The 18,252-nt window shown below is 58.9% G+C and carries 23 protein-coding genes; 2 read left to right on the forward strand and 21 right to left on the reverse strand.

Annotation, left to right across the window (positions count from 1 at the left end):
• Positions 1-3: 3 nt before the first annotated feature.
• The 3 genes from ACOI8A_RS05255 to ACOI8A_RS05265 are packed head-to-tail and all read right to left on the reverse strand — an operon-like array spanning position 4 to position 4,609.
• A complete protein-coding gene (locus ACOI8A_RS05255; RefSeq protein ID WP_420657646.1) occupies positions 4-3,567 on the reverse strand; it encodes a host specificity protein J in 3,564 nt (1,187 codons plus the stop codon).
• 58 nt (positions 3,568-3,625) lie between these two features.
• Positions 3,626-4,225, reverse strand: a complete 600-nt coding sequence (locus ACOI8A_RS05260; protein WP_420651163.1) for a tail assembly protein — start codon at positions 4,223-4,225, stop codon at positions 3,626-3,628.
• 39 nt (positions 4,226-4,264) lie between these two features.
• Entirely contained in the window at positions 4,265-4,609 is a 345-nt protein-coding gene (locus ACOI8A_RS05265; RefSeq protein WP_420651164.1) for a hypothetical protein, read from the reverse strand.
• Between the two features lie 116 nt (positions 4,610-4,725).
• Between ACOI8A_RS05265 and ACOI8A_RS05270 the strand changes: the two genes are divergently transcribed.
• On the forward strand, positions 4,726-4,986 hold the full coding sequence (locus tag ACOI8A_RS05270; protein WP_109503461.1) for a hypothetical protein: 261 nt from the start codon (positions 4,726-4,728) through the stop codon (positions 4,984-4,986).
• A 79-nt stretch (positions 4,987-5,065) separates the two neighbouring features.
• Positions 5,066-5,305: a hypothetical protein gene (locus tag ACOI8A_RS05275; RefSeq protein ID WP_420657647.1), complete on the forward strand. Its 240-nt coding sequence runs from the start codon at positions 5,066-5,068 to the stop codon at positions 5,303-5,305.
• Here the strand turns inward: ACOI8A_RS05275 and ACOI8A_RS05280 are convergent.
• From ACOI8A_RS05280 to ACOI8A_RS05365, 18 genes are all read right to left on the reverse strand, one after another.
• On the reverse strand, positions 5,274-5,438 hold the full coding sequence (locus ACOI8A_RS05280) for a hypothetical protein (protein ID WP_420657648.1): 165 nt from the start codon (positions 5,436-5,438) through the stop codon (positions 5,274-5,276). The genes ACOI8A_RS05275 and ACOI8A_RS05280 overlap by 32 nt on opposite strands.
• 25 nt (positions 5,439-5,463) lie before the next feature.
• A complete protein-coding gene (locus ACOI8A_RS05285) occupies positions 5,464-6,231 on the reverse strand; it encodes a C40 family peptidase (protein ID WP_420657649.1) in 768 nt (255 codons plus the stop codon).
• Between the two features lie 29 nt (positions 6,232-6,260).
• The gene (locus ACOI8A_RS05290) at positions 6,261-6,896 is read right to left on the reverse strand and encodes a hypothetical protein (RefSeq protein WP_420657650.1); all 636 of its coding nucleotides are present in this window, start codon (positions 6,894-6,896) and stop codon (positions 6,261-6,263) included.
• A gap of 99 nt (positions 6,897-6,995) precedes the next feature.
• Positions 6,996-7,745 carry a phage minor tail protein L gene (locus tag ACOI8A_RS05295; protein ID WP_420657651.1) on the reverse strand — a complete coding sequence of 250 codons (750 nt, stop codon included), beginning with the start codon at positions 7,743-7,745 and terminating at the stop codon, positions 6,996-6,998.
• A gap of 9 nt (positions 7,746-7,754) precedes the next feature.
• Entirely contained in the window at positions 7,755-8,093 is a 339-nt protein-coding gene (locus ACOI8A_RS05300; protein ID WP_420651094.1) for a phage tail protein, read from the reverse strand.
• Between the two features lie 2 nt (positions 8,094-8,095).
• The gene (locus tag ACOI8A_RS05305) at positions 8,096-11,542 is read right to left on the reverse strand and encodes a phage tail tape measure protein (RefSeq protein ID WP_420657653.1); all 3,447 of its coding nucleotides are present in this window, start codon (positions 11,540-11,542) and stop codon (positions 8,096-8,098) included.
• Positions 11,543-11,552: 10 nt separating this feature from the next.
• Positions 11,553-11,846, reverse strand: coding sequence for a DUF1799 domain-containing protein (locus ACOI8A_RS05310; RefSeq protein ID WP_420651096.1), 294 nt, complete (start codon positions 11,844-11,846; stop codon positions 11,553-11,555).
• A gap of 17 nt (positions 11,847-11,863) precedes the next feature.
• Positions 11,864-12,253 (reverse strand): phage tail assembly chaperone, encoded by a 390-nt coding sequence (locus ACOI8A_RS05315; RefSeq protein WP_420651097.1) that lies wholly within the window; start codon positions 12,251-12,253, stop codon positions 11,864-11,866.
• A 3-nt stretch (positions 12,254-12,256) separates the two neighbouring features.
• Positions 12,257-12,913, reverse strand: coding sequence for a phage tail protein (locus ACOI8A_RS05320; protein WP_420651098.1), 657 nt, complete (start codon positions 12,911-12,913; stop codon positions 12,257-12,259).
• 69 nt (positions 12,914-12,982) lie between these two features.
• Positions 12,983-13,507, reverse strand: a complete 525-nt coding sequence (locus tag ACOI8A_RS05325) for a phage tail tip fiber protein (protein ID WP_420651099.1) — start codon at positions 13,505-13,507, stop codon at positions 12,983-12,985.
• Between the two features lie 15 nt (positions 13,508-13,522).
• Complete coding sequence (locus ACOI8A_RS05330; RefSeq protein WP_420651100.1) at positions 13,523-13,939, reverse strand: phage tail terminator-like protein; 417 nt, start codon at positions 13,937-13,939, stop codon at positions 13,523-13,525.
• Positions 13,936-14,592, reverse strand: a complete 657-nt coding sequence (locus ACOI8A_RS05335) for a hypothetical protein (protein ID WP_420651101.1) — start codon at positions 14,590-14,592, stop codon at positions 13,936-13,938. The genes ACOI8A_RS05330 and ACOI8A_RS05335 overlap by 4 nt, the downstream gene beginning before the upstream one ends.
• Positions 14,589-14,957: a hypothetical protein gene (locus ACOI8A_RS05340; protein WP_420651102.1), complete on the reverse strand. Its 369-nt coding sequence runs from the start codon at positions 14,955-14,957 to the stop codon at positions 14,589-14,591. The genes ACOI8A_RS05335 and ACOI8A_RS05340 overlap by 4 nt, the downstream gene beginning before the upstream one ends.
• 46 nt (positions 14,958-15,003) lie before the next feature.
• Positions 15,004-15,228, reverse strand: coding sequence for a hypothetical protein (locus tag ACOI8A_RS05345; RefSeq protein WP_420651103.1), 225 nt, complete (start codon positions 15,226-15,228; stop codon positions 15,004-15,006).
• 40 nt (positions 15,229-15,268) lie between these two features.
• Positions 15,269-15,772: a DnaT-like ssDNA-binding protein gene (locus tag ACOI8A_RS05350; protein ID WP_420651104.1), complete on the reverse strand. Its 504-nt coding sequence runs from the start codon at positions 15,770-15,772 to the stop codon at positions 15,269-15,271.
• Between the two features lie 61 nt (positions 15,773-15,833).
• Complete coding sequence (locus ACOI8A_RS05355; protein WP_420651105.1) at positions 15,834-16,442, reverse strand: hypothetical protein; 609 nt, start codon at positions 16,440-16,442, stop codon at positions 15,834-15,836.
• Positions 16,443-16,488: 46 nt separating this feature from the next.
• The gene (locus ACOI8A_RS05360; RefSeq protein ID WP_420651106.1) at positions 16,489-17,439 is read right to left on the reverse strand and encodes a major capsid protein; all 951 of its coding nucleotides are present in this window, start codon (positions 17,437-17,439) and stop codon (positions 16,489-16,491) included.
• Between the two features lie 12 nt (positions 17,440-17,451).
• Positions 17,452-18,180, reverse strand: a complete 729-nt coding sequence (locus ACOI8A_RS05365; protein ID WP_420651107.1) for a hypothetical protein — start codon at positions 18,178-18,180, stop codon at positions 17,452-17,454.
• Between the last annotated feature and the right edge of the window lie 72 nt (positions 18,181-18,252).

Raw genomic sequence — 18,252 nt, forward strand, 5'->3', positions numbered from 1 at the left:
TGATCACCCCAAATAACCGAGCCGGACGCGCAACGTGTTGTTGCTGTCGTAGACGGAGACGTTCAGCGAGTTAATCACCAGTCGGCCCTGTCCAGGCACGATGCCGTTGATCTCAAGCGTCCCGTCTTTGTTGAGAATCCAGCCTTGCTGGCCGGCAATGTAGTTGGTCGAGCTGATGTAGTTGCCAATCTTGGCGTTGGTGATCGTGCCGTCGGCGATGAACGCCGAGTTCATGAACACCTGCCCACCCTGCACCGCGAACGGGACGGAGATGGCGCCGCCGGCAATGGTGTTGACGATGGCAAACCGGTCAGCGCTGACTAGAAACTGGCTTTGCAGACCGGCGCCGGTGTTTTCGATCCCAAGCCCAATACCCGCCGCCACGTACTGGCCATTCTGGGTGACCTGCATCTTCACCGACCACATGGTCGAGAGCTTGCCGCTGGTGTCCGCGTAGGCGGTCGAGGTTTCTTGAATGGCGACTGTGTTCTCGCCGACCTTCACATTCACCTGAGTGAGCGCCTGCGCCGTGGCTTCCTTGTCGGTGGCCACGGTCTGCCGCAGATCTGTGACACTGGCTTCGTTCTCGCCGACTTTTGATGTGAGCGTTTCGGTCTTTTGCGCTATTGCCAGATGCTCCGAGGCGCGCACCTTTTCTTCCTTGGCGATTGCGGCTGTGCTTCCCCATTCCTTCAGGGCGCCATCCAGATCACCCTGCCCGTCGTCATCACGCCATGAAGCGCGAAGCGCCTCGAAGGCCGACGAGGTAGCCGTTACCTCGCCGTCCAGCTCAGTGATTTGTGTTGTGTGAGTAGCGACCTGCTCAGCCAAGCCATTGGCCGTTTCAAGAAGGTCGCCTACGTCGGCCCAGTACACGAGATTCGGCGGAGGCGTTGCGAGCGGTACATCCTGAACCGCCTGATAGATCTGCCCTCCTCCGACAATCAGTTGGCCTTTCAGGTAGGCCTGTTCTGGGTTGTAACCCTTCAGCCCATCAAGCGCGTCGATCTGATCCTGAAGGCCGGGAATTTTCTGGATCTCGTCCAACAAGTCCTGGCCAAGTTCCGTTTCGCCAATCTGGCCGGCGATCATTTCCAGAATCGCGGCGGCGTCCGAACTCGACTGCCCTTGCACACCAATCCCGATCGGATACCACGGCCCGATGTTGCCGATCTTGTCGACGATCCGGCCCCAGAAGTAAAACGTCACACCGGCCCGCAGGCCGAGCATGGAGAAGTCACTCTGCGGATAGGCCAGATCGGTCAGCTTAGTGGCGGCATCAAGTACAGTCGTCGGGCCGTACCAGATTTCCGTCCGCTGACTGTCCTCTGCACCAGCAGGGAAACCCCACTTCAGGTAGATGCCGAACAAAAGCGGCGTGGCCGTCAGGTAGCTGAGCGCCGGCGGCAATCCCTGCTTGCCCGTGAGGTTGGTCAGAATAGAGTTACGCCAGATCGAAGTGATGTCGAATGCACTCACCGCGCGAACGCGAGCCACGTAGGCGCCCGCATAAATACCGACCACGTCCACGTTGGTCATCCCAGTGCGCTGCAGCTTGATCCAGTTACCGCTGTCCTTGCGCCACTCCACGTCATAGCCAACCGCTCCGGGCACGGCTGGCCAGCTGATGGTCATGGTGGCCACGGCCAGACCCTGAACAACAGACGAGGTCGAGGACAGGGATACACTCGCCGGCGCTGGCACCACGGTGATCGGAATCACGCTGATCGGACGCTCTTCCAAGCGTGCACCGGTATCGATGTAGGCGAACTTGCTCGGCTCGTATTGCAGAGCGCTGATCTCGAAGTCGCCTTCGGTCGTGCGCCGGGTGCGCAACACGCGATACAGCGGAATCGCAAGGTCATCGGCGTCGAGCGCCCATTGCAGTTGCGCAATCGGCGGCTCGCTGTAGTTGGTGGTAACGGTCACGGCTCGGCCGTTGACGCTCTGCACTGTGCGAGCTTCCGCGCGGCCGCCGGGCAAGTTGATGATCAGCCGATCACCAGCCTTGGCTTGAGTGTCACGATCAAGCGTCACCACGCGGCCGGACGCCGACGAGATCCGCCCGCCCACCTCGCGCCCTGCCAGCAGCGAATCCGCCACCGGGATGATATGGCCCGGCAGTGGAATCACCCCCTCCATACCGGTCTTGAACGACACGGTACGGTCTTGGTTGTTGCTGAGAATCGCCCACTTTCCGCGCCGCTGCGCCTCGGAAGCGCGAGTGCAGCCAATGGCGCTCAATTCGGTTGGCCGGTCGCCGTAGCGACGTTGCAGAGCCAGATCCGCGAACGGAATGACGTCGGTGTCGTAGTTGTTCGCCGGGTTGTCATAGCTGACCAGCGCACGGGTGTACCGGGTCTTCGCCGAGGCGCTGCCGTAGGAGAACTTGCCGTCGATGACGTTGGCCCGGGTGAAGACGTAGTCAAAATCCTGCGCACGCGGCATGTCGGCCTGCATCACCAGTTGCCCCTGCGCCCAGTACGTCATGCCACGGTAAATACCGGCGATATCGCGCAGCAGCGACCAGGCATCCGCCTTGCCTTGCAGGTTCATGTCGCATAGGAAGCGCGGCTCTACGCCGCCCAACCCATTCGGCACCAACTGGTCGCAGTACTGTGCGATCCGGTACAGCTCCCATTTGTCGACCATGAACGGCTTGATGCGCTTGCCGAGGCCGAAACGGTCTTCGGTGCACACCCCGTAGGTGATCCACGCCGGGTTGTTGGTCCACGCCGACTTCATGCTGCCATCCCACGTCCCGGTGTAGGTGCGAAGGATTGGGTCGTAGTTGCTCGGAACCATCCAGCGCCGCGCCTTGCACTTCACAGTCACGGCCGGAATGTTGGTGAACTGCTCGGCGTCGAACTCGATGTAGAGCAGCGCGGTATTCGGGTAGCGCAGCTTGGCGTCGATCACTTCGGTGTAACCGGCGACCAGCATCGTGTCGGCGATCTTGTTCGTATTCTGGTTCGGCGTCAGGCGGCGCACGCGGATCTGCCAGCCCGTGGTGGCGTCCGGTAAATCGATGCGGCGCGAGCGCTCGTAGCGGGTCGTGGTCTTGCCGTCGGCCGCGTCCACCAGCACTTGCTGATAGGCGCCGCCGTCGGTGGCCACGTCGATGGCGTACTCGACGCGGTAGCCGCCGACATTGCCCTGATCGTCCTGTCGTTGCAGCGCGGGCCATGCCAGGCGCACGCGCACGGCCGAAAGTTGCGTGTTAGTGATCGAGCGCACCCACGGCGCATCGCTGCGCAACTCAACGTTCAGCGACGTTTCGTTCTCTACGGACGGGATGCCCGGGATGTACGTCTGATCGACCGAGCCGGAACGCCAATCCCAGCGCACGTTCGGAAAGTTGTAGTTGCCGCTGGCATCGCGGATTGGCGTGTTGTCCAGGTAGATGTCGTAATCGGTCGGGACGCTGTCGAACTCACCCTCGCCCACGGCGATCAGGATTTTTGCCAAGTTGGTCGAGCGCAGGCTATCGCTGGCCTCGGTCGGCGACTTCGGCTTGCTTTCCCCGCCTTTCGCGCCGTGGATATCGATCATCTGTGCTGCGCCCATACTTTCCTCCAGGCGAAAAAAAACCGCCTCATGGGCGGCCTGCTTACTGCGTGCGTTGTTACGTTTTGTCTTCGGCGTAAATCGATGCTGAGATGATCATCCCGCCCCATCTCCGGTCGCCGATGCAGATCGGCACAGGGTTGCCGCTCGCCGTGGTGTTCTTGGCGCTGCCGAAGGCGTAGGACGGGGCGTTCTCTGGCGATGAGCTTTGCTTGAGGCCGGAAGCTTGGGGGCTCAGCATTTGGAGCACACCACCAGCAACCAAGGCGATACCCGCAGGGGCCAGAGCCGGAACCCAGATGCTGACCACCAAGAGCACCGCGCCGAGGACTGTTTGAAGAATGCCAGCGCGCTTGCTGCCTTCGATTACAGGAACAATGCGAATCTCACGCGTACCGGCCAAGTCAAAGCCATCAAAGCCGACATTTTTGCCGTTCCGAAAAACTGCGAATCGCATGCCGAGTCGATCAAGGCGCCGGATTTCTTCTTCAAACCCACTTATCGTGTATTTGAGTGCCTTGAGCACTTCCCAAGACCTGCCTGAGTCCAGTAGCCGACGATGAGTTCGGCCAAACTTTTTTGCCAGCGAACCGGAAAGCTTGATCGTAGTCATGGGCTGATAATTGATTGCGAGTGCTGACATGTCTTCCTCGGGCATAAAAAAACCGCCCGGAGGCGGCTGATTGAATATTTAGGGTCAGAGGCAGCTTTTAACTGCCGATTCGATCCCGCTCCTGCCTGGCATGGCTGACCACGCCATTCGCTGATGAAGTGTTACGGAGCTACCACTTGAAGTCTTTTTGATTTCAAGCAGCTCATCGGCCATGTTGTTGCTTGCCACCCACAATCGATATCCTATTTCAGTTTCAACCATTGACGAATCCGTTCGCTCCGATTGCCACTTTGGGAAGACACACAAGGCATAGCGTTTTGGATCTTTTTTCGTCGCCGTAGTGATACTAGGATCGTTCTTTTCTAGGTCGCTGGGCGACACACACCCCGCCAAAACCGCCATTGCTGCCGCCGCTATCAAAATCCGCATGATCAATCCTCATCCTGAAAGCGCTGACTGTATCACCGGTTGCTGCTGTACGAATCCCCAGTAACGCCCAATGATTCGTGCGTAGTAGCGTTGCTGCTCACCCAGTGGAGGCAGTCATGGCTATCGAAGAAGATCTGGCGCGTGTTTTCTTGGAATCCCTTGAGAAAACTGAGGTAGGGAAAAAGCTCACCGTCAACTTCAAGGGCCTGCCTCGTCCGGTAGACGTCAAATACAAATTTGCTGGTGGCTGGGTCGTCGAACAAACGCTGATTCCAGGCATGTCGATTGAGCTTACCCGGGGCGAAGACAGTTTTCTTGAAGGCATTGATATAACCATTCAGCCAAACGAAGGGCTGAAGGAACTCAAAACCGATTAAAGGATTTCCCAGTCCTTTGCCTGCAAGCCCAAGGACTGGGATTGCGCCAATTTCGGCGCGTTATGACCTGGAGGTCAATGTGTCAAACAAAGCTCTAGAAGAAACCGTTATCGCCCAGTCGCAAATAATCACAGCGTTGATTGCATCGGTTAGGAAGAAAGATGCTCTCGACCTGATCCTGTTCAATCAGATGATCGAGTCGATGCGTAAGGACCATAAAGAAGATGCCGAGGGGAACAATAAGATCTACAACAAAGTGATAGAAACGGCGAAATCCGCCTGCCTCATTACGACGGAACAGCCACAAGTCCGCCGATAAACACTTGCAGTTTGTCCGCTTGAGCCGCAATCCTTTTGTCGGCAGCGCGACGACCTTCAATATCTGACTCAATGCTTTGAAGCCGACGCTCAATCAGGTTGGCTTTCTCTTGATGTTTTTGTTTCTCGCTCATGGATATCTCCCGCGGCCGAGCCGCATCATGTAGTTGGTTGTGCATCTTTGTGCCTGAGGATCAGGCGTGTTCGGTCCAGCCACGGACCACCGAAGACGATGATCTCGCTCGGGCGCCCGTACAGGTGGTGCAGCAGAAACGGACCGGGGCCGAACGTAGCCGAATCCTCGCCGCCCGGCAGAGCCGGCTCAGCGCCGAGGTAAATCCCCGCATGGTTCGGGTGCACTGTTCGACCGACCTGCATGACGATCATGTCGCCGCGCCGAGGCTGGTCTACGCGAAAGAAACCGGCGGCCTCGTAGTTCGCTTCGTAGAGACTGACGTTGTCTTTGCTCTCCCACCAGCCGTCGGCGCGCTTGAAAGCCTCGAACTCCAGCCCCCACTCGCGCTTGTACCAGTCGGCGCAGACCTGCCAGCAGTCCCACGCGCCGTGCACGAAGGGCCGTTTCAGCAGCGGTGTGCTTCCGGTCGGGGTGATGCTACGCAGATCGCCTTCCGGCCAACTCAGGATATGCCAGGGCAACGCAGTGGCCTCGCACATGGCCAGATCATGCGGGGAAGGCCTACTGGTGGCGTCAGGGTGCGAGTGAACAATGCCGATGACCTCGCCAATGTCCTCACCGGCGGCGTATTCCTCAGGATCGATTCGAAACTCTTCGTTCGGCTCCGTCGAGACGTTGCGGCAAGGGCAGTACTGCTGTTTTCGCCCGATCGCCAGCAAAAGCCCGCAGGACTCTTCGGGATAACACTGCTCGGCATGCAGTTGAATGGCTTTTAACAAGTGTTTACGCATAAAAAACCCACATTTCTGTGGGCTCCTTTTCATTCGGCGTTTCGGCTTCGCCTTGGCTCTGGCGGCGTGTTGACCGCAGCAGTGTGAGTCCAGCCCTTCCGGACTCTGGCTCGTATAGTTACTTTTTTGATTCCGGTAAGCTCAGCCCACTCCGATATGCACCGAGTTTCCCCATTAGCTGTCAGCATATGATTGCTGCTTTTGTTTCTTTGCTGCTGCGTGTCAGTAGCCCATCGGCAGTTGCCGGGCTCATAGTTGCCGCGCGAGTCTTTCCTGTCGAGAGTGGCGCCAATCGGCCTTTGCCCCATATCTTCGAAGAAGCTGGCGAAGTCTTTCCACCGCTCATTAACCGTGACCCCGGCGCCGCCGTAATTGGCAAAATTCGGGGCCTTTGGATTTGTACAGCGAGCGATCATGCTATTCCAAGAGCGGTACGTTGGCGTGCCGTACATCCCGTGCTTTGTCTTTACTTCAGCATCAAGGCAGCCACATGATTTAGTAAAGCCCCTGCTAAGCGCCTGCGCAGCAAAGGTTTTCTCAGTGCCGCACTCACACAAGCAATACCATCTTGCTGACGTGCTCTTGAACTGTTCTTTATCAGTAGACTTCCTGACCACGGTGAGCCGGCCGAACCGCTCTCCCGTCAAATCAATGAGCTTTGGCATTTCACACCCCTACAGTATGAAGCCCTAACTAATGGAGTGCGGCAGGCCGGTTAGGGGCCGGCTCTTCGGGGATCAACCTAGCCGCACAGACCCATTATATCAGCTCCTTGCAATCAAACTCACTGCAGGAAAACCCCCGAAATTAAGGGGATTGCCGGCCCCAAACCGACACTCACAGCCCGTAGTAAGCAAAGCGTTGCATTGATCTTTCTCGGGGTCGTCGGTGGGAGCCCCATCAATATCGAAATACGGGCCGGTGTACTGGCAATCTGGCCCCCTGTAACCCCCCGTCAATGCCCAATGACACAGCGTTGTCGCCTGCCGGCCAACGGATTCGCCGCCGACATCGCCAGGGCTCGCAAGCTCCCAGGAAACCGTCTCACCGTCCTCGTTCATCTTCTGGTCGATGTACCAGACCTCGATCGTCTCTTGCGTCGGATCAGCAGTTGGGTTGCCCGCCGGGAAGTTCTCAGCATCGAGATAGGTGCCCAGCGTGTGACGCATCGTCAGCTTGAACTCGAGCAAATCATCGAACGCAAGACATAGCGCCGTGATTCGCCCATTGACGTTGCCCACCGACAGCGATGGTCGTACCGCCGTACCATCGCCGTTGGCCTCGATGCCGTCGATCTGCATTGGCCAGGCACCGTACTCGTTGCCCTGCCAGTAAATGGCTTTGGCGGGTAGTTGATCGGCATCGGCGCCGGCTGTGATCAGCTCGGCCGGCGTGTGCGGGATCGCGTGCCCGTGGAAGCGCAACACGTCCGCACCGTAGTCCGTGCCGTCCAACTCGAAGAGCAGCACTTCGCTGCCAGGCTCTAGCACCTGGATGTCACTGATCAGCGGCATGGTTGCCCCTTATGGTTGGAATGCACGTTCGAACGTGGCGGTGAGTTTGAAAACGCCGCCGCCCACCGGAGTGGGCACGGGGTTCTTGCAGGTGAACAGGCCGAGCTGACCCAAAGGCGTCGTCCAGAGGAACGCTTTTGCACCGGCGTGCCGGTCAAGAAACGCCATGATCTCCAAGACCTTCGCTCTTTGGCCGGTGAATGAGATTGGATAGGAGTCCTCCTTGTTGTTGGGTCCGTCTCCGGTCTGTTGCTTGTAGCCGTCGCCGAACTGCGCCGTTCGCACTCGATACGTGATCTCGGGTGAGTCGCCGTGCTGGGTTGGCCAAGTGAATTTCTCGATCGCCATTACTATCTCCGATTGATCCTTTGCCAGATCGCTCCCCCTGGCTGCAACTCCTTGGCAATCGCTTTATCCACCACGGACTGCGCAACTTGCTGCACGCCTTTGCCGAGATCGGCCGACGCTTGCTGGCTGGTTGCGGGTGACTCCGCTGCTCCGGCTGTTTGCACTGATACCGCCACCGGGAAGTTGTAGGTGGCCCCACCTCCTCCGCTGCCGGACATTGCGGCCAGCGCAGGCCCGCCGCCAGATGTCAGCGGGGTGACGCTACCGCCACTCGCGCCAGTCATGAGGTAAGACCTGCCGCCCTGACTGAACAGCTCTGGCCCCTTTTCATTCACTTCATAGAAAGTGTTCGGTTCGACACCACCGCCAACAGAACGACCACCACCGAAGGACACGGATGCAGAGCTGGCATCAAACTGACTTCCGAAGGTCTGGGCACCAGACTCCGCCGCGCCAGCCGTTGCAGAAGCTGTTGCCCCACCTCCCGTGAAGTAGCTTGCAGCGGCGCCCACCAGACTGTTCAGCAATGCCGAACTGGCTTGCCGAGTGGCGATGCGTGCCATGTCCGCCAGAATCGACTTGGTGAAGTCCGCGAACGACAGCTTCCCGGTCATGGCGAAGTTGACGATCGCGTCCTCCATCGAGGTGAAGGCATTGGTGAACAGGCTTTTCGTTTGCCCGGCAACGTCGCGCGCCGATTCCATGTAGTTCTGGAAAGCCGACGTTGCGCCGGCGCGCCAATCTCCTTGAGCAGCAGAGATGTTTTCGTAATTCTCGATCACCGTGTCGCGGTATTTGTTCTCGGCGTTCTCCAGAATCGCGAGATCCTTCTCGTATTCTGCACTGCTGTATTTGTCTGGAGCGGTTTTACGGCGATCAAGCAGCTTCGCGCGCTCGTCGTTGAACTTGTCCGTTACGCCGTCCAAGTTGCTTTGCAGTCCGGCTTGACGGTCGCCAAGGCCGAGCGCCTGAGCAGCGCGCGTACCCGAGTTATCAAGTGCTGCGCGCTGCCGCTCCAGTTGCGTGACATAAGCTTCGGAAGCAACCCTGAGCTGCTTAAGCCGGCCCTCCTCAGCGGTGGCCAACACCTCCTGCTGGCTGTCAGCAGCCTTTTGCGCCTTGAGCATGTCCGATCTTGCATCGGCAATTTTATTGTCGAGCTCAATGGACTGCTCGGCCGTCGTGCTTTTCTTGGCCTTGGCTGCCTCAAGGGCGTCGATCTCGGCTTGATAAGCCGCCGTGACCTCCTCCTTCTCTGCACTGATCAGCACTGAACGCTGCGAGGCATAACTCTCTTGCGAGATCAGCCCGGCCTTCTGCGCGGCATCCAATTGCTTTTGGGTGTTCGCGTACTCGGCCTGCAGCTCCTTGAGCGCATTTTGCGCGGCGTTATAGGCCGTCAGGTCCACCGCGCCGGCGTTCGCTTTTGGATCTTTGTACTTGGCATCGATGTTGGCGAGGCTTTTGTTGATCAGCGCCTGGTCAAGGCGCGGATCGTTCGGTGCTCTCACGCGAATCTCGTCGATCCACCGAAGATAATCTTCCCGGTCCTTCTTCCTTTTCTCGGCGTTGGTGGCTGCGGATTTGTTGAGACGGTCAACATTCTCCATCGCCCGAATAGACTTTTGTTCGGCAACATTTTGGTCTGAGTCATATTTCGCGATGTCAGCTTTAGCTGCTTTCTCATCACGCAACATGTTCAGCTTGTTGTCGTAATAATCGATCATCTCCTGCTTGTTCTGAAACAGGCCAACGTCGCCTTTCTGAGCCCGAGCAAGCCCTGCCTCTGCGCCGGATATTTCCGACTCGATGTCGCGTCTGCCGACATTCAGTATCCCGTCCAGCGCTCCCGCCGCCGTTTCTTTGATTCCTTTCCAGGCTCGCTCTACAGCGCCCAGGTTGGCGGTGATCTCAGCCGAGCGGGATTTAACAGTTTCGGCATATCTGTCGGTTAGCAGTTGGGTGGCACCGATCGTGTCGCCCTGCTCCTTGAGTGCGGTGATTTGCGAGTAAACCGAGGCAGTCAGGAAGTGATATTGGTCATTCAGCTCTTTCGCTGCCCCGACCGGATCCTTGGCGATCTTGACGAACTCGGCGATGGTTGCGTCAACCGATTTGCCGGTGGCGTCTTCCATGGCCGCTGCTGCTTCAGCAATCTCCTTGAAGCTGCCACCCGCAACTACGCTGCTCGCCGCCAACTTGGCCAGCGACTCAGCCGCCTCGCCTGTAGTGCCGTTAGTAGCGCTGACCTGCTGGGCCAAACTGGCTAACTGATCAGCCGAAGTCCCAGCGTAATTGCCGGTCAGTATCAGAGCCTTGTTGTACTCATCTGCTTCTTGACTGCCTTGGCTGTAGCCGTAGATCAGCACGCCTATCGCAGCGGCTGCCGTAAGTACTGCGGCGGCCATGCCGACCACGCTTGCCGACGCGCCGGTCACGCTTGGCGGGAGAGCGCCGTATGCTTTTTTCGCATTCTCAGCAGCTTCGGCCGCCGTGTTGGAGCTTTCAGCCAGGCTGGACAGGCTCTCGCCCGCCTCGCCAGCGCTGTCGGCCACGTCCTTTGAGTTGGCGGCGATACCCGCGAGGGATTCGCCGAGCACTGCCGCGCCCGCGCCACCAGAAAACAGCGAGCGGAATTTGTCCTTGAGGGCGTCGAAGGTTGCACCGACACCGCCGAACGAATCCTTGATCTGGCCGCCCTGCTGGATCAGTACCATCAGTGGGCTTTGACCGCTCGCAAGGCTGGTGAAGATGTCAGTGAACTGGGCCGGCAGTTGGCGCAGCGCTGCTTGGGTTTGCGCCGAGGAAACGCCAGTCTTGCGCAACTCCTCATCGAAGTCGCCCAGCTTCTGCCGGGATGCATCGATGCGGGTGGAATAGTCGCGGAAGGTCTCCGCATCGATCAGGCCGGCGGCCTTGTACTTCTGGAGGTCAGCCTGCTGCTGGTCGAGTTTGTCGAGCGCGGCAACGGCCGGATTGATCTTGGCCAGCAGGGCCTGAAGCCCTTCAGCCTGAACACCGGTCGCTGCTGCTGCCTTCTTCGCCGATTCAGCCTGCCGATCAGTCGTGCCGACCAGCGCATCTGACTCAGCCTGCAGTCGCCGCTGAAGCGCGGCCAAACTGCTCACAGAGGAACTGGAATTTTCCAGTGCCGCTGAGTTGGTGTTCACGCTGGTCGTGAGGGTCTGGTAGTACTCGCTCGAATCAAGCGACGCCTTGGCCATGGCCGTGAGGCGCTTCATCGCGTCTTCGGTGGATTCGGACAGCTTGCCTTCGGCCGTGGCCAAGCCAGTGGTCGCAGTCGCCGCCTTATCGAAGCCAGCGGCCACTCCCTCGGCCGCTTTCTCGGCTTTGGCGCCAGCCTGAGTCAGGCGATCCAGATCCGTCGCGGCCTGGACGGCATCGCCCGAATTTACCTCGATGCCTAATTGCGCGATTGTGCCCGACATGAGTGCTCCATTACTTCGATTCGCTCATGACGAGCAAGGCCGCAACCTCCATCACCTGAAGGTCGGGGAAAATCTCTCTGAGTTGTTTTTTGCTGGTTCCGACAAATTCCGAGACGTCGCGGAGTGCCGTGTAATCAAGGCCGGTAGCCCCGCCCATACCGCTGCGCCACTGGGTGGACATGGCGTTGAAGAGAACGAAGGCAGGCCAGTTTTCGGCCAGCACCTCGCACTCTTCCTCGGGAATGTCAGCCATGGACAAGCCGAACGCCGCCAGATCCGCCTCAGACGGACCGGGCTCGTACATCAGGCGGGCGACCTTGCTCAGTTTCCCAGGCGGGCCGCCGAGAAGGCCTTCTGGTAAGCATCGACAATCGCGTCACCGGCACCGGCCGAGGTTTCCACCAGGGCGCGGATCGATTCGGCGTTGAATTTGTCATCGAAACCCCAGCCGGTGACCAGTTGCGTTACCTGCTCGATCTGTCGCTCGACGTGCGAGTCAGTGATCTCGATCAAGGTGAGCTCATCGCCCTTGGCTTTGAACCGATCCTGGTCTTCCTTCACGCTTTCCTGCCAGCCTGAGAACAGCTTCGCGAGCTCTTTACGGTCGCGGTACTTGAATTCGAACGGCACCTGAATCACCGTGCCGCCGACGCGAGGGATGTCGACGACAGCCTTGAACGTCGGGTTTTGAGCAATCTTGAATTTGGCCATGAGTTACACCACCGCCGAGTAGCGGGTTGGGCGACCGGTCAACGCAACGCTGATGACGCGGGTCATCAGGTTGTTGCGCGACATGGTCGGGGTCGAGGTGATCGAGACGTAGCCGTTGTAAACGATGCTGCTGCCGCCCGGCAGGTTCAGGCGCAGAGCTCGGGCCTGTTTGTCATCGTCCGCTGCTTCGCAGACATCGACATAGGGCTTGGACGGGTCGTCGGCAACCGTGATGCTCAGGGTGATCGGGTTCTTGGTGGTCGGCATCTGGCGATCATCGTCGTCAGCCAGGAAGCCGAAGGTCAGGAACTGCTGATCACCGCCGGTAGAGTTCAGCTCGGTAATCTGCGAGATCTCGGTGAACGAGGTCACTTCGCGCGCCGAACCAACACCGGAACCTGCCGGATACTGCTGAACGTTGGTGGTGTTGACGCCGCCCAGCGCAAAGGTGCCGCTGGCGATATCGGCAACGCGAACGGCACGGCCATCGAGGCGCGTCCAACCGGAGTTAAGCGCGATGATGTCGCCTTCGGCCAAGCCATGTGCTGCGGCAGTCGCAACCGCCGGGTTAGCGTTGCTCAGCGAGGTGAACGGGATTGCAGTGCCATAGGCGGAAGCAATTTCGAACGTTGCGCCGTTGGGCATTTGAATGCCAGCCATTGGTGTTTCCTCTTTTCAGACATGAAAAAACCCGCTCATGGCGGGTTCTGGGTTTGCCCAATGGGCGAATTAGTTGCGGTGCAGGAGGCCGCCTGGCTTGATCTCGTCACGGATCACGTCACGCACCTGATCGGCGATAGGCGTCAAAAAGTCTGCACCAAGATCAGTGTCTTTGATGCTGCTTGCCAACAGCTCGAGCACCGCGCCTGCCCCCTTGGCCAAGGCTTTTTCGAAATCGGTCGGTTCCTTGATGGCAAATTTTTCAGCGGAGGCCAGAAACTGGGATTCGATGCCGAGACCAATACCTGCGGTCACATATTGGCCATGGTCGTTGACCTGCATCTTCAGCGACCACATGTCGCGAATCTGCGCCTTGGTGATCGACGCACGCTCGACCTCGGCCTGACTGATGTAGGTCGCGCCATCGACCACGATGAATGGCTTGGGTGAAGATTCAACTGCATCACTCTCTACTGCCGGAGCCTTTCCGAGGTCGCCAATGTACGTCGGCCCCCAAGGCCCGCCATTGAACTCCATCAAATTCTTGTCGATCTTCCAGCCGGAAACACCCGGCACGTAGTCGGAACTTTGCATTTGTGTCTCCGTGGTTTAGTTGGTGTCAGCGCGATACATGAACGACACGGGCACGGTGAACGTGGTGTCGTCGGGAATGCCGGGGCCGGGATCGACAGGCGTCATGGTCACCACCGTCAACGCTCCCTTGGTGTTTCGCTCGTACAGCGGGAAAAGCGCGGCGATCTGATCGGCCAGCGCACCGGCCGCGCCCCGATACTTGCCCGACGGCGACACGATGCTGACCTGAAACACGCCGGCGTACAGCTTGTGGTCACCGGCCAGCGTGTTGCTCGCGGTGTCGGCCGGTAGCGTGAAAGCTTTCAGGTAAGTGGCGCCGTCTACGGGCGTGTAGGTCTCGTTCTCGACGACGACCTTCAGCGGTACCGGCAATGCTTTCGCCCAGTTGATCAGCCTGGCCTCGTAGATCGAGGCGATGACGTTGTGACTCATACCTGGTTGTTCCTGATGGCTTCCAGCACGATCTGCTGGAAGCGGGCCACGGTAACGCGGACCATCCCGCTCGGTGCCTGGGTCGAATGCCCAAACTCCAGCGGGATCGCATACCCAAGGCTGTTGGTGATGTAGCAGGTGTCGCCGGCTTTAAATTCGATTGCACCGGAAACGATCCGCGCCGTTGATTTGGCTCCGCTCGGATCAACCTCTTCGGTCGTGCTGCTGTCCGGCGCGCCGATGCTGAACATCCAGTTGCCGCGAAAGCGCCCACCTACGTATCCCTTGCCGGCGACCAGCCCGTTCACGTTGTAGTTCTGATCGCGTTCGGTCTTCGTCAGCGGTTTGGCGTACCTCACGCCGCGCTTCAACTTGCCAGCCTTGGTGAAATTGCTGTCGGTCAGGTTGATGACCGTATTGCGCACGGCCACCTTGAAGTCATAGGCATCAGCCGCCGCCGTGTTGGCTTGGCGATGCGCGACGTTCGCGGCCCAGATTTCAGGGTTACCCACAGGCGACATGCGAACTAGGCTGTTGCCCACTTCGATGATGATCTCGCGCAGACTCGCGTCGATGGCTGCCGTTGCCTGCGCTGCGAACTCGGCGAGACTCAAGGCGAAGCTGCCGGACTGACCGGCGCCGGCGCGGCTCACGACCGAACCTGCAATTCGTAGAGGATCGGCGTGCCGGCGGGGTTGATCTCTTTCAGCGGTGGGACGATTGACCAGGTGCGCCCCTGAATAATCACCTTGTTCAGCAGATCCGGAACCCATTCCAGCCCCTGCGCCGCGATCTTCAGCTTCTTGTCGCCCTGCTTGATGAGGCTGTTGTTCTGGAATTCCTGGCCGGTGAAGTCGAGCAAGATGCCTTGGGCGGTTTGCTCTTTCGTAGTGTCAGGCGGCGCGGTACCGGCGTCCGGATCGTACTCGCCGACGGTTGTTTCCCGGATGATCACGGGCTGGCCGAACTCTGTGATCATCTCCAGAGCCATCACGGCCATTTCGTCGTAGAAGGCCATGATGGCTCCAGATGCGAAAAGCCCAGCGCGATGGCTGGGCTTAAGCTCAAATTTTAAGAGAGCTGCTAGAGGCTGTTGCGAGCGGATCGGGGAAAGCCAGTCTCCGCTCTTCCAGCATCAGCGTGGCATATTGTCCTGCTTTGGCGGCAACGCGTTGATCCACAACACCAGGAGTAATCAAGCTAGCGAGCGCGGCAGATGCATATGCATCCCAAGCGTCCTTCTCATCGCAATCCTTGGTTTTTGTCACGTACCTATTTTCCGTTGCCATTGATCAAGCTCTCCAAAATAAAGGAGTAGCGTATCGCCAATCAGGCACGAACGGCAAACAGCCCCCGACGCTGCAAGTAGTCAGCAAACTGCGTTGCGCTCGGCCGGTCCGGCGCCGCCGGTAACAGTCGGCCACTGGCGTTAGGGATCGTCGCGTATTCGCGAGTTACCGCACCCTCGACGCGCTCCAGCGTTACAGCGCCTTTACGTTTCTCGACCGGATCGATATCGTCTTGATGGATCTCGGCAGCCAAGGCCATCTGGCCATACTGGATTCGCGCCGGCAGATAGTTGTCGGGCTTGATCTCGCAATCCAGCTCAACACCTCGGCGCGGCCAAGACAACGCCTGTTCGCTGCTCGACTTGCGCCCCTTCCAGGTCTTGCCGTCCATTGCCAGAGCAGCTCGACGAAGCAGTGCCTCTTGCGCTGGCTCCTCCGCAGGAATGGTGACGCCGAACTTGCCGGCGTACATGACCAAGTCCGTAGCGCTGGCGTAGCTTTCGGCGTCAGGTTTGCCGGTGCCGTCCTCGATGATGAGTGTCATGGATCAACTCGCTGGATTGAGTTTTGAATGATTGACTGCCGTCTACCGGCAGCCAGCAGTATCACGCCTTGGGCAGATCAGCGACGAGCTTTTCCAAGGATTCTTTCGAGGCATTTGCCCGGTAAGGCACGGTGGCCGCATCGAGTTTAGCTTTCAGCTCGGCGATTTCCTTCGCCTCCTTGGTCTCGTCCGTTTCCAGCCGAGCCTGAGCGGCCTGAGCCAAGAGGTCGTCCACCTGCTTTTGCAGATTGCTCGCACGCTCAGCTTCAGCATTGCGCTGATAGACCAGGTCAGCCATCTGGAGGCGAATGGCATCGAGCGAATGAAACAAGCGGATCGCCAGTTCGCCAGCTTCGGGCTTTTCAATCTCGCCAGCGTCCAGGCCGTCGATAACAGCGCGGACCGCATCGCTTTCGATGCGAAGCTTGCCGACCAGCGCTTCCAGTTCGATCTGGTTATCACCAGCACCAACAATCAGAACTTGGCGCGACTCTGCTTGAATCGCCGTCACTTCGACGCCGGCACGCTCGTAGGCTTCAACCACTTTCGGCCATGCGCCAAGGACGACAACACCGGTCACGCCCGCTTCTGGTCGGTCGAAGTGCTCCGGGTTGCGATAACGCTTTTCAGGATCGAAGCCTGAGCTTTGAGTGGAGTAAATGAGTTCCATGGAAATCTCCGTAGCGGCCATTGCTGGCCGCTGTCAGGGGTGAGCCTTAAGGCGCAGGCGTCAGAGTGATCATCACGCCGGCGGTGACCTTGTTGCTGTCGGAGTGCTTGACCCAGTTGGCCGCCGAACCTACGGCTGCCAAGGTTGGGTTTGCGCCGCCGACGGCGTCCTTCCAGCTGTAACCCAGCACGTCAATATTGACGGTGCCCTCGGCGCGGTAGCCGATACCGAGGTTTTCCTCGTCATCCACGTTGTACGAACGGAAGCCCGGTGCCTGGGATTCAGTGATCACCACAGCATTCGGCAGCAGACCGAAGATCACATCCGCCGGAGCGGTGTCGGTCACCAGTACCGGCTTGCCGAGGGTGCCCGGCAGGCCGCCGTAGATCACGACGCCAGCTTCTTCATAGACCTTGTTGGCAATGGCTTCATCGACGATGTCGAAATAAGCGCTGGAGTGCATGACCCACAGGGCAATGCGGCCGAACTTGTCGCCGAACTTGCGCATGCCACGGGTCAGGGTCTTCTTGCCGTCGGTTTCAATGTTGGCGGAGACCACCATGCCGGCGTTCGAGCTGATGGCGGCACGCAATGCAGCGGTGGCGTACTGGATGAAGCCTTCAAGCGTTGCATCGGCCACATCGGCGCCGATAATCTGGGAGAACTCTTCCACCGGACGGCCGCGGCGCTTGAACGCCTCTTCGGTAGTCTGATACGGGCCGTACTTCCACGGAGCCTTGACGCCAACGGCTTCACCGGCGCCGATCTTCTTCGCGGTCACTTTGCCAGTAGAGTTGACGTCGCGATGCTCCAGCGAGCCGCCGATCTTGTAGAACGAGCGCTTGCGGAAGTCGCCTTCGATCAGTTCGTTGTCGAGCACGATCGCGCCGTTGGACGATGCGTTGAACACGTCGAGGTTGTCCTGGACGCGCTCCAGGTATGCGGTTTGCGCCTCATCGTTGTAGATGATCAGGTCGCTGTTAACAGTCGTTGCCATGGGTGGATCCCCTTACTTGGGCAATTGCAGATATGCGGTTTGGCCGTGCTTGCGCTGGTAGTCGCGCTTTTGCTCGGAGGTCATTTCGGAGCGCTTAAATGCAGCCTGGCCGCCACCCCCGCCCGGGGCTTGTGTCCCTGAAGCCCTTGGCCACAGGTGAGGTGCGCTTTCGCGCAGTGACTCCGCCCATTCGAGCGGGGTCAGAGGTGTCTTGCCGTCTTTGCCGAGGATGACCTGGCCGGATTCATCAACGGCGACCGCTTCGCCCTCTTCATCCAACGAGAACACGCCTTTGGCGCGCAGGATGATGTCGTCGGTTGCTTCCGGTAGAGCGCCGGCTTTCAGCGCTGCACCGCGCACCGAGTCGCCCAAGACTTTGCCTTGGAACTTGGCCGCGAAAGCTTCGGCCTTCTCGGCGCGAGTGGTGATCGCCTTCAGTTGCTTGTCAGTGTCGGCCCGGAGCCGCTCGGTACGGCGGTTGAAGACTTCGTCCACCTTGCCCTCGGTCAGCAGTTTGGTTTCTTCGTCTTGGCCGGCACGACTGAGCAGTCCTTTGACGGCGTCGATGTCGATGCCTTCAAACTGGGTTTCGAACTGGCTGAGCTTACCGGTGGTGTCCTTCAGCTTGCCCAGCAACTCGGTATTCTTGGTTTTCAAACCCGAAACGGATGCTTCAACGGCAGTCGCGATAGCGGCCTTGATTGCCGGGTTTTCCAGGTCGATTTCGTTTTCTTCTGCCACGTTGATGCACCCCTTGGGTATGTGTTGCCCGCTTTGCAGGCAATAAAAAACCGCCCGGAGGCGGCTGATTGA

It is taken from the genome of Pseudomonas sp. P4795, from assembly GCF_048822895.1.
Classification (GTDB): Bacteria; Pseudomonadota; Gammaproteobacteria; order Pseudomonadales; family Pseudomonadaceae; genus Aquipseudomonas.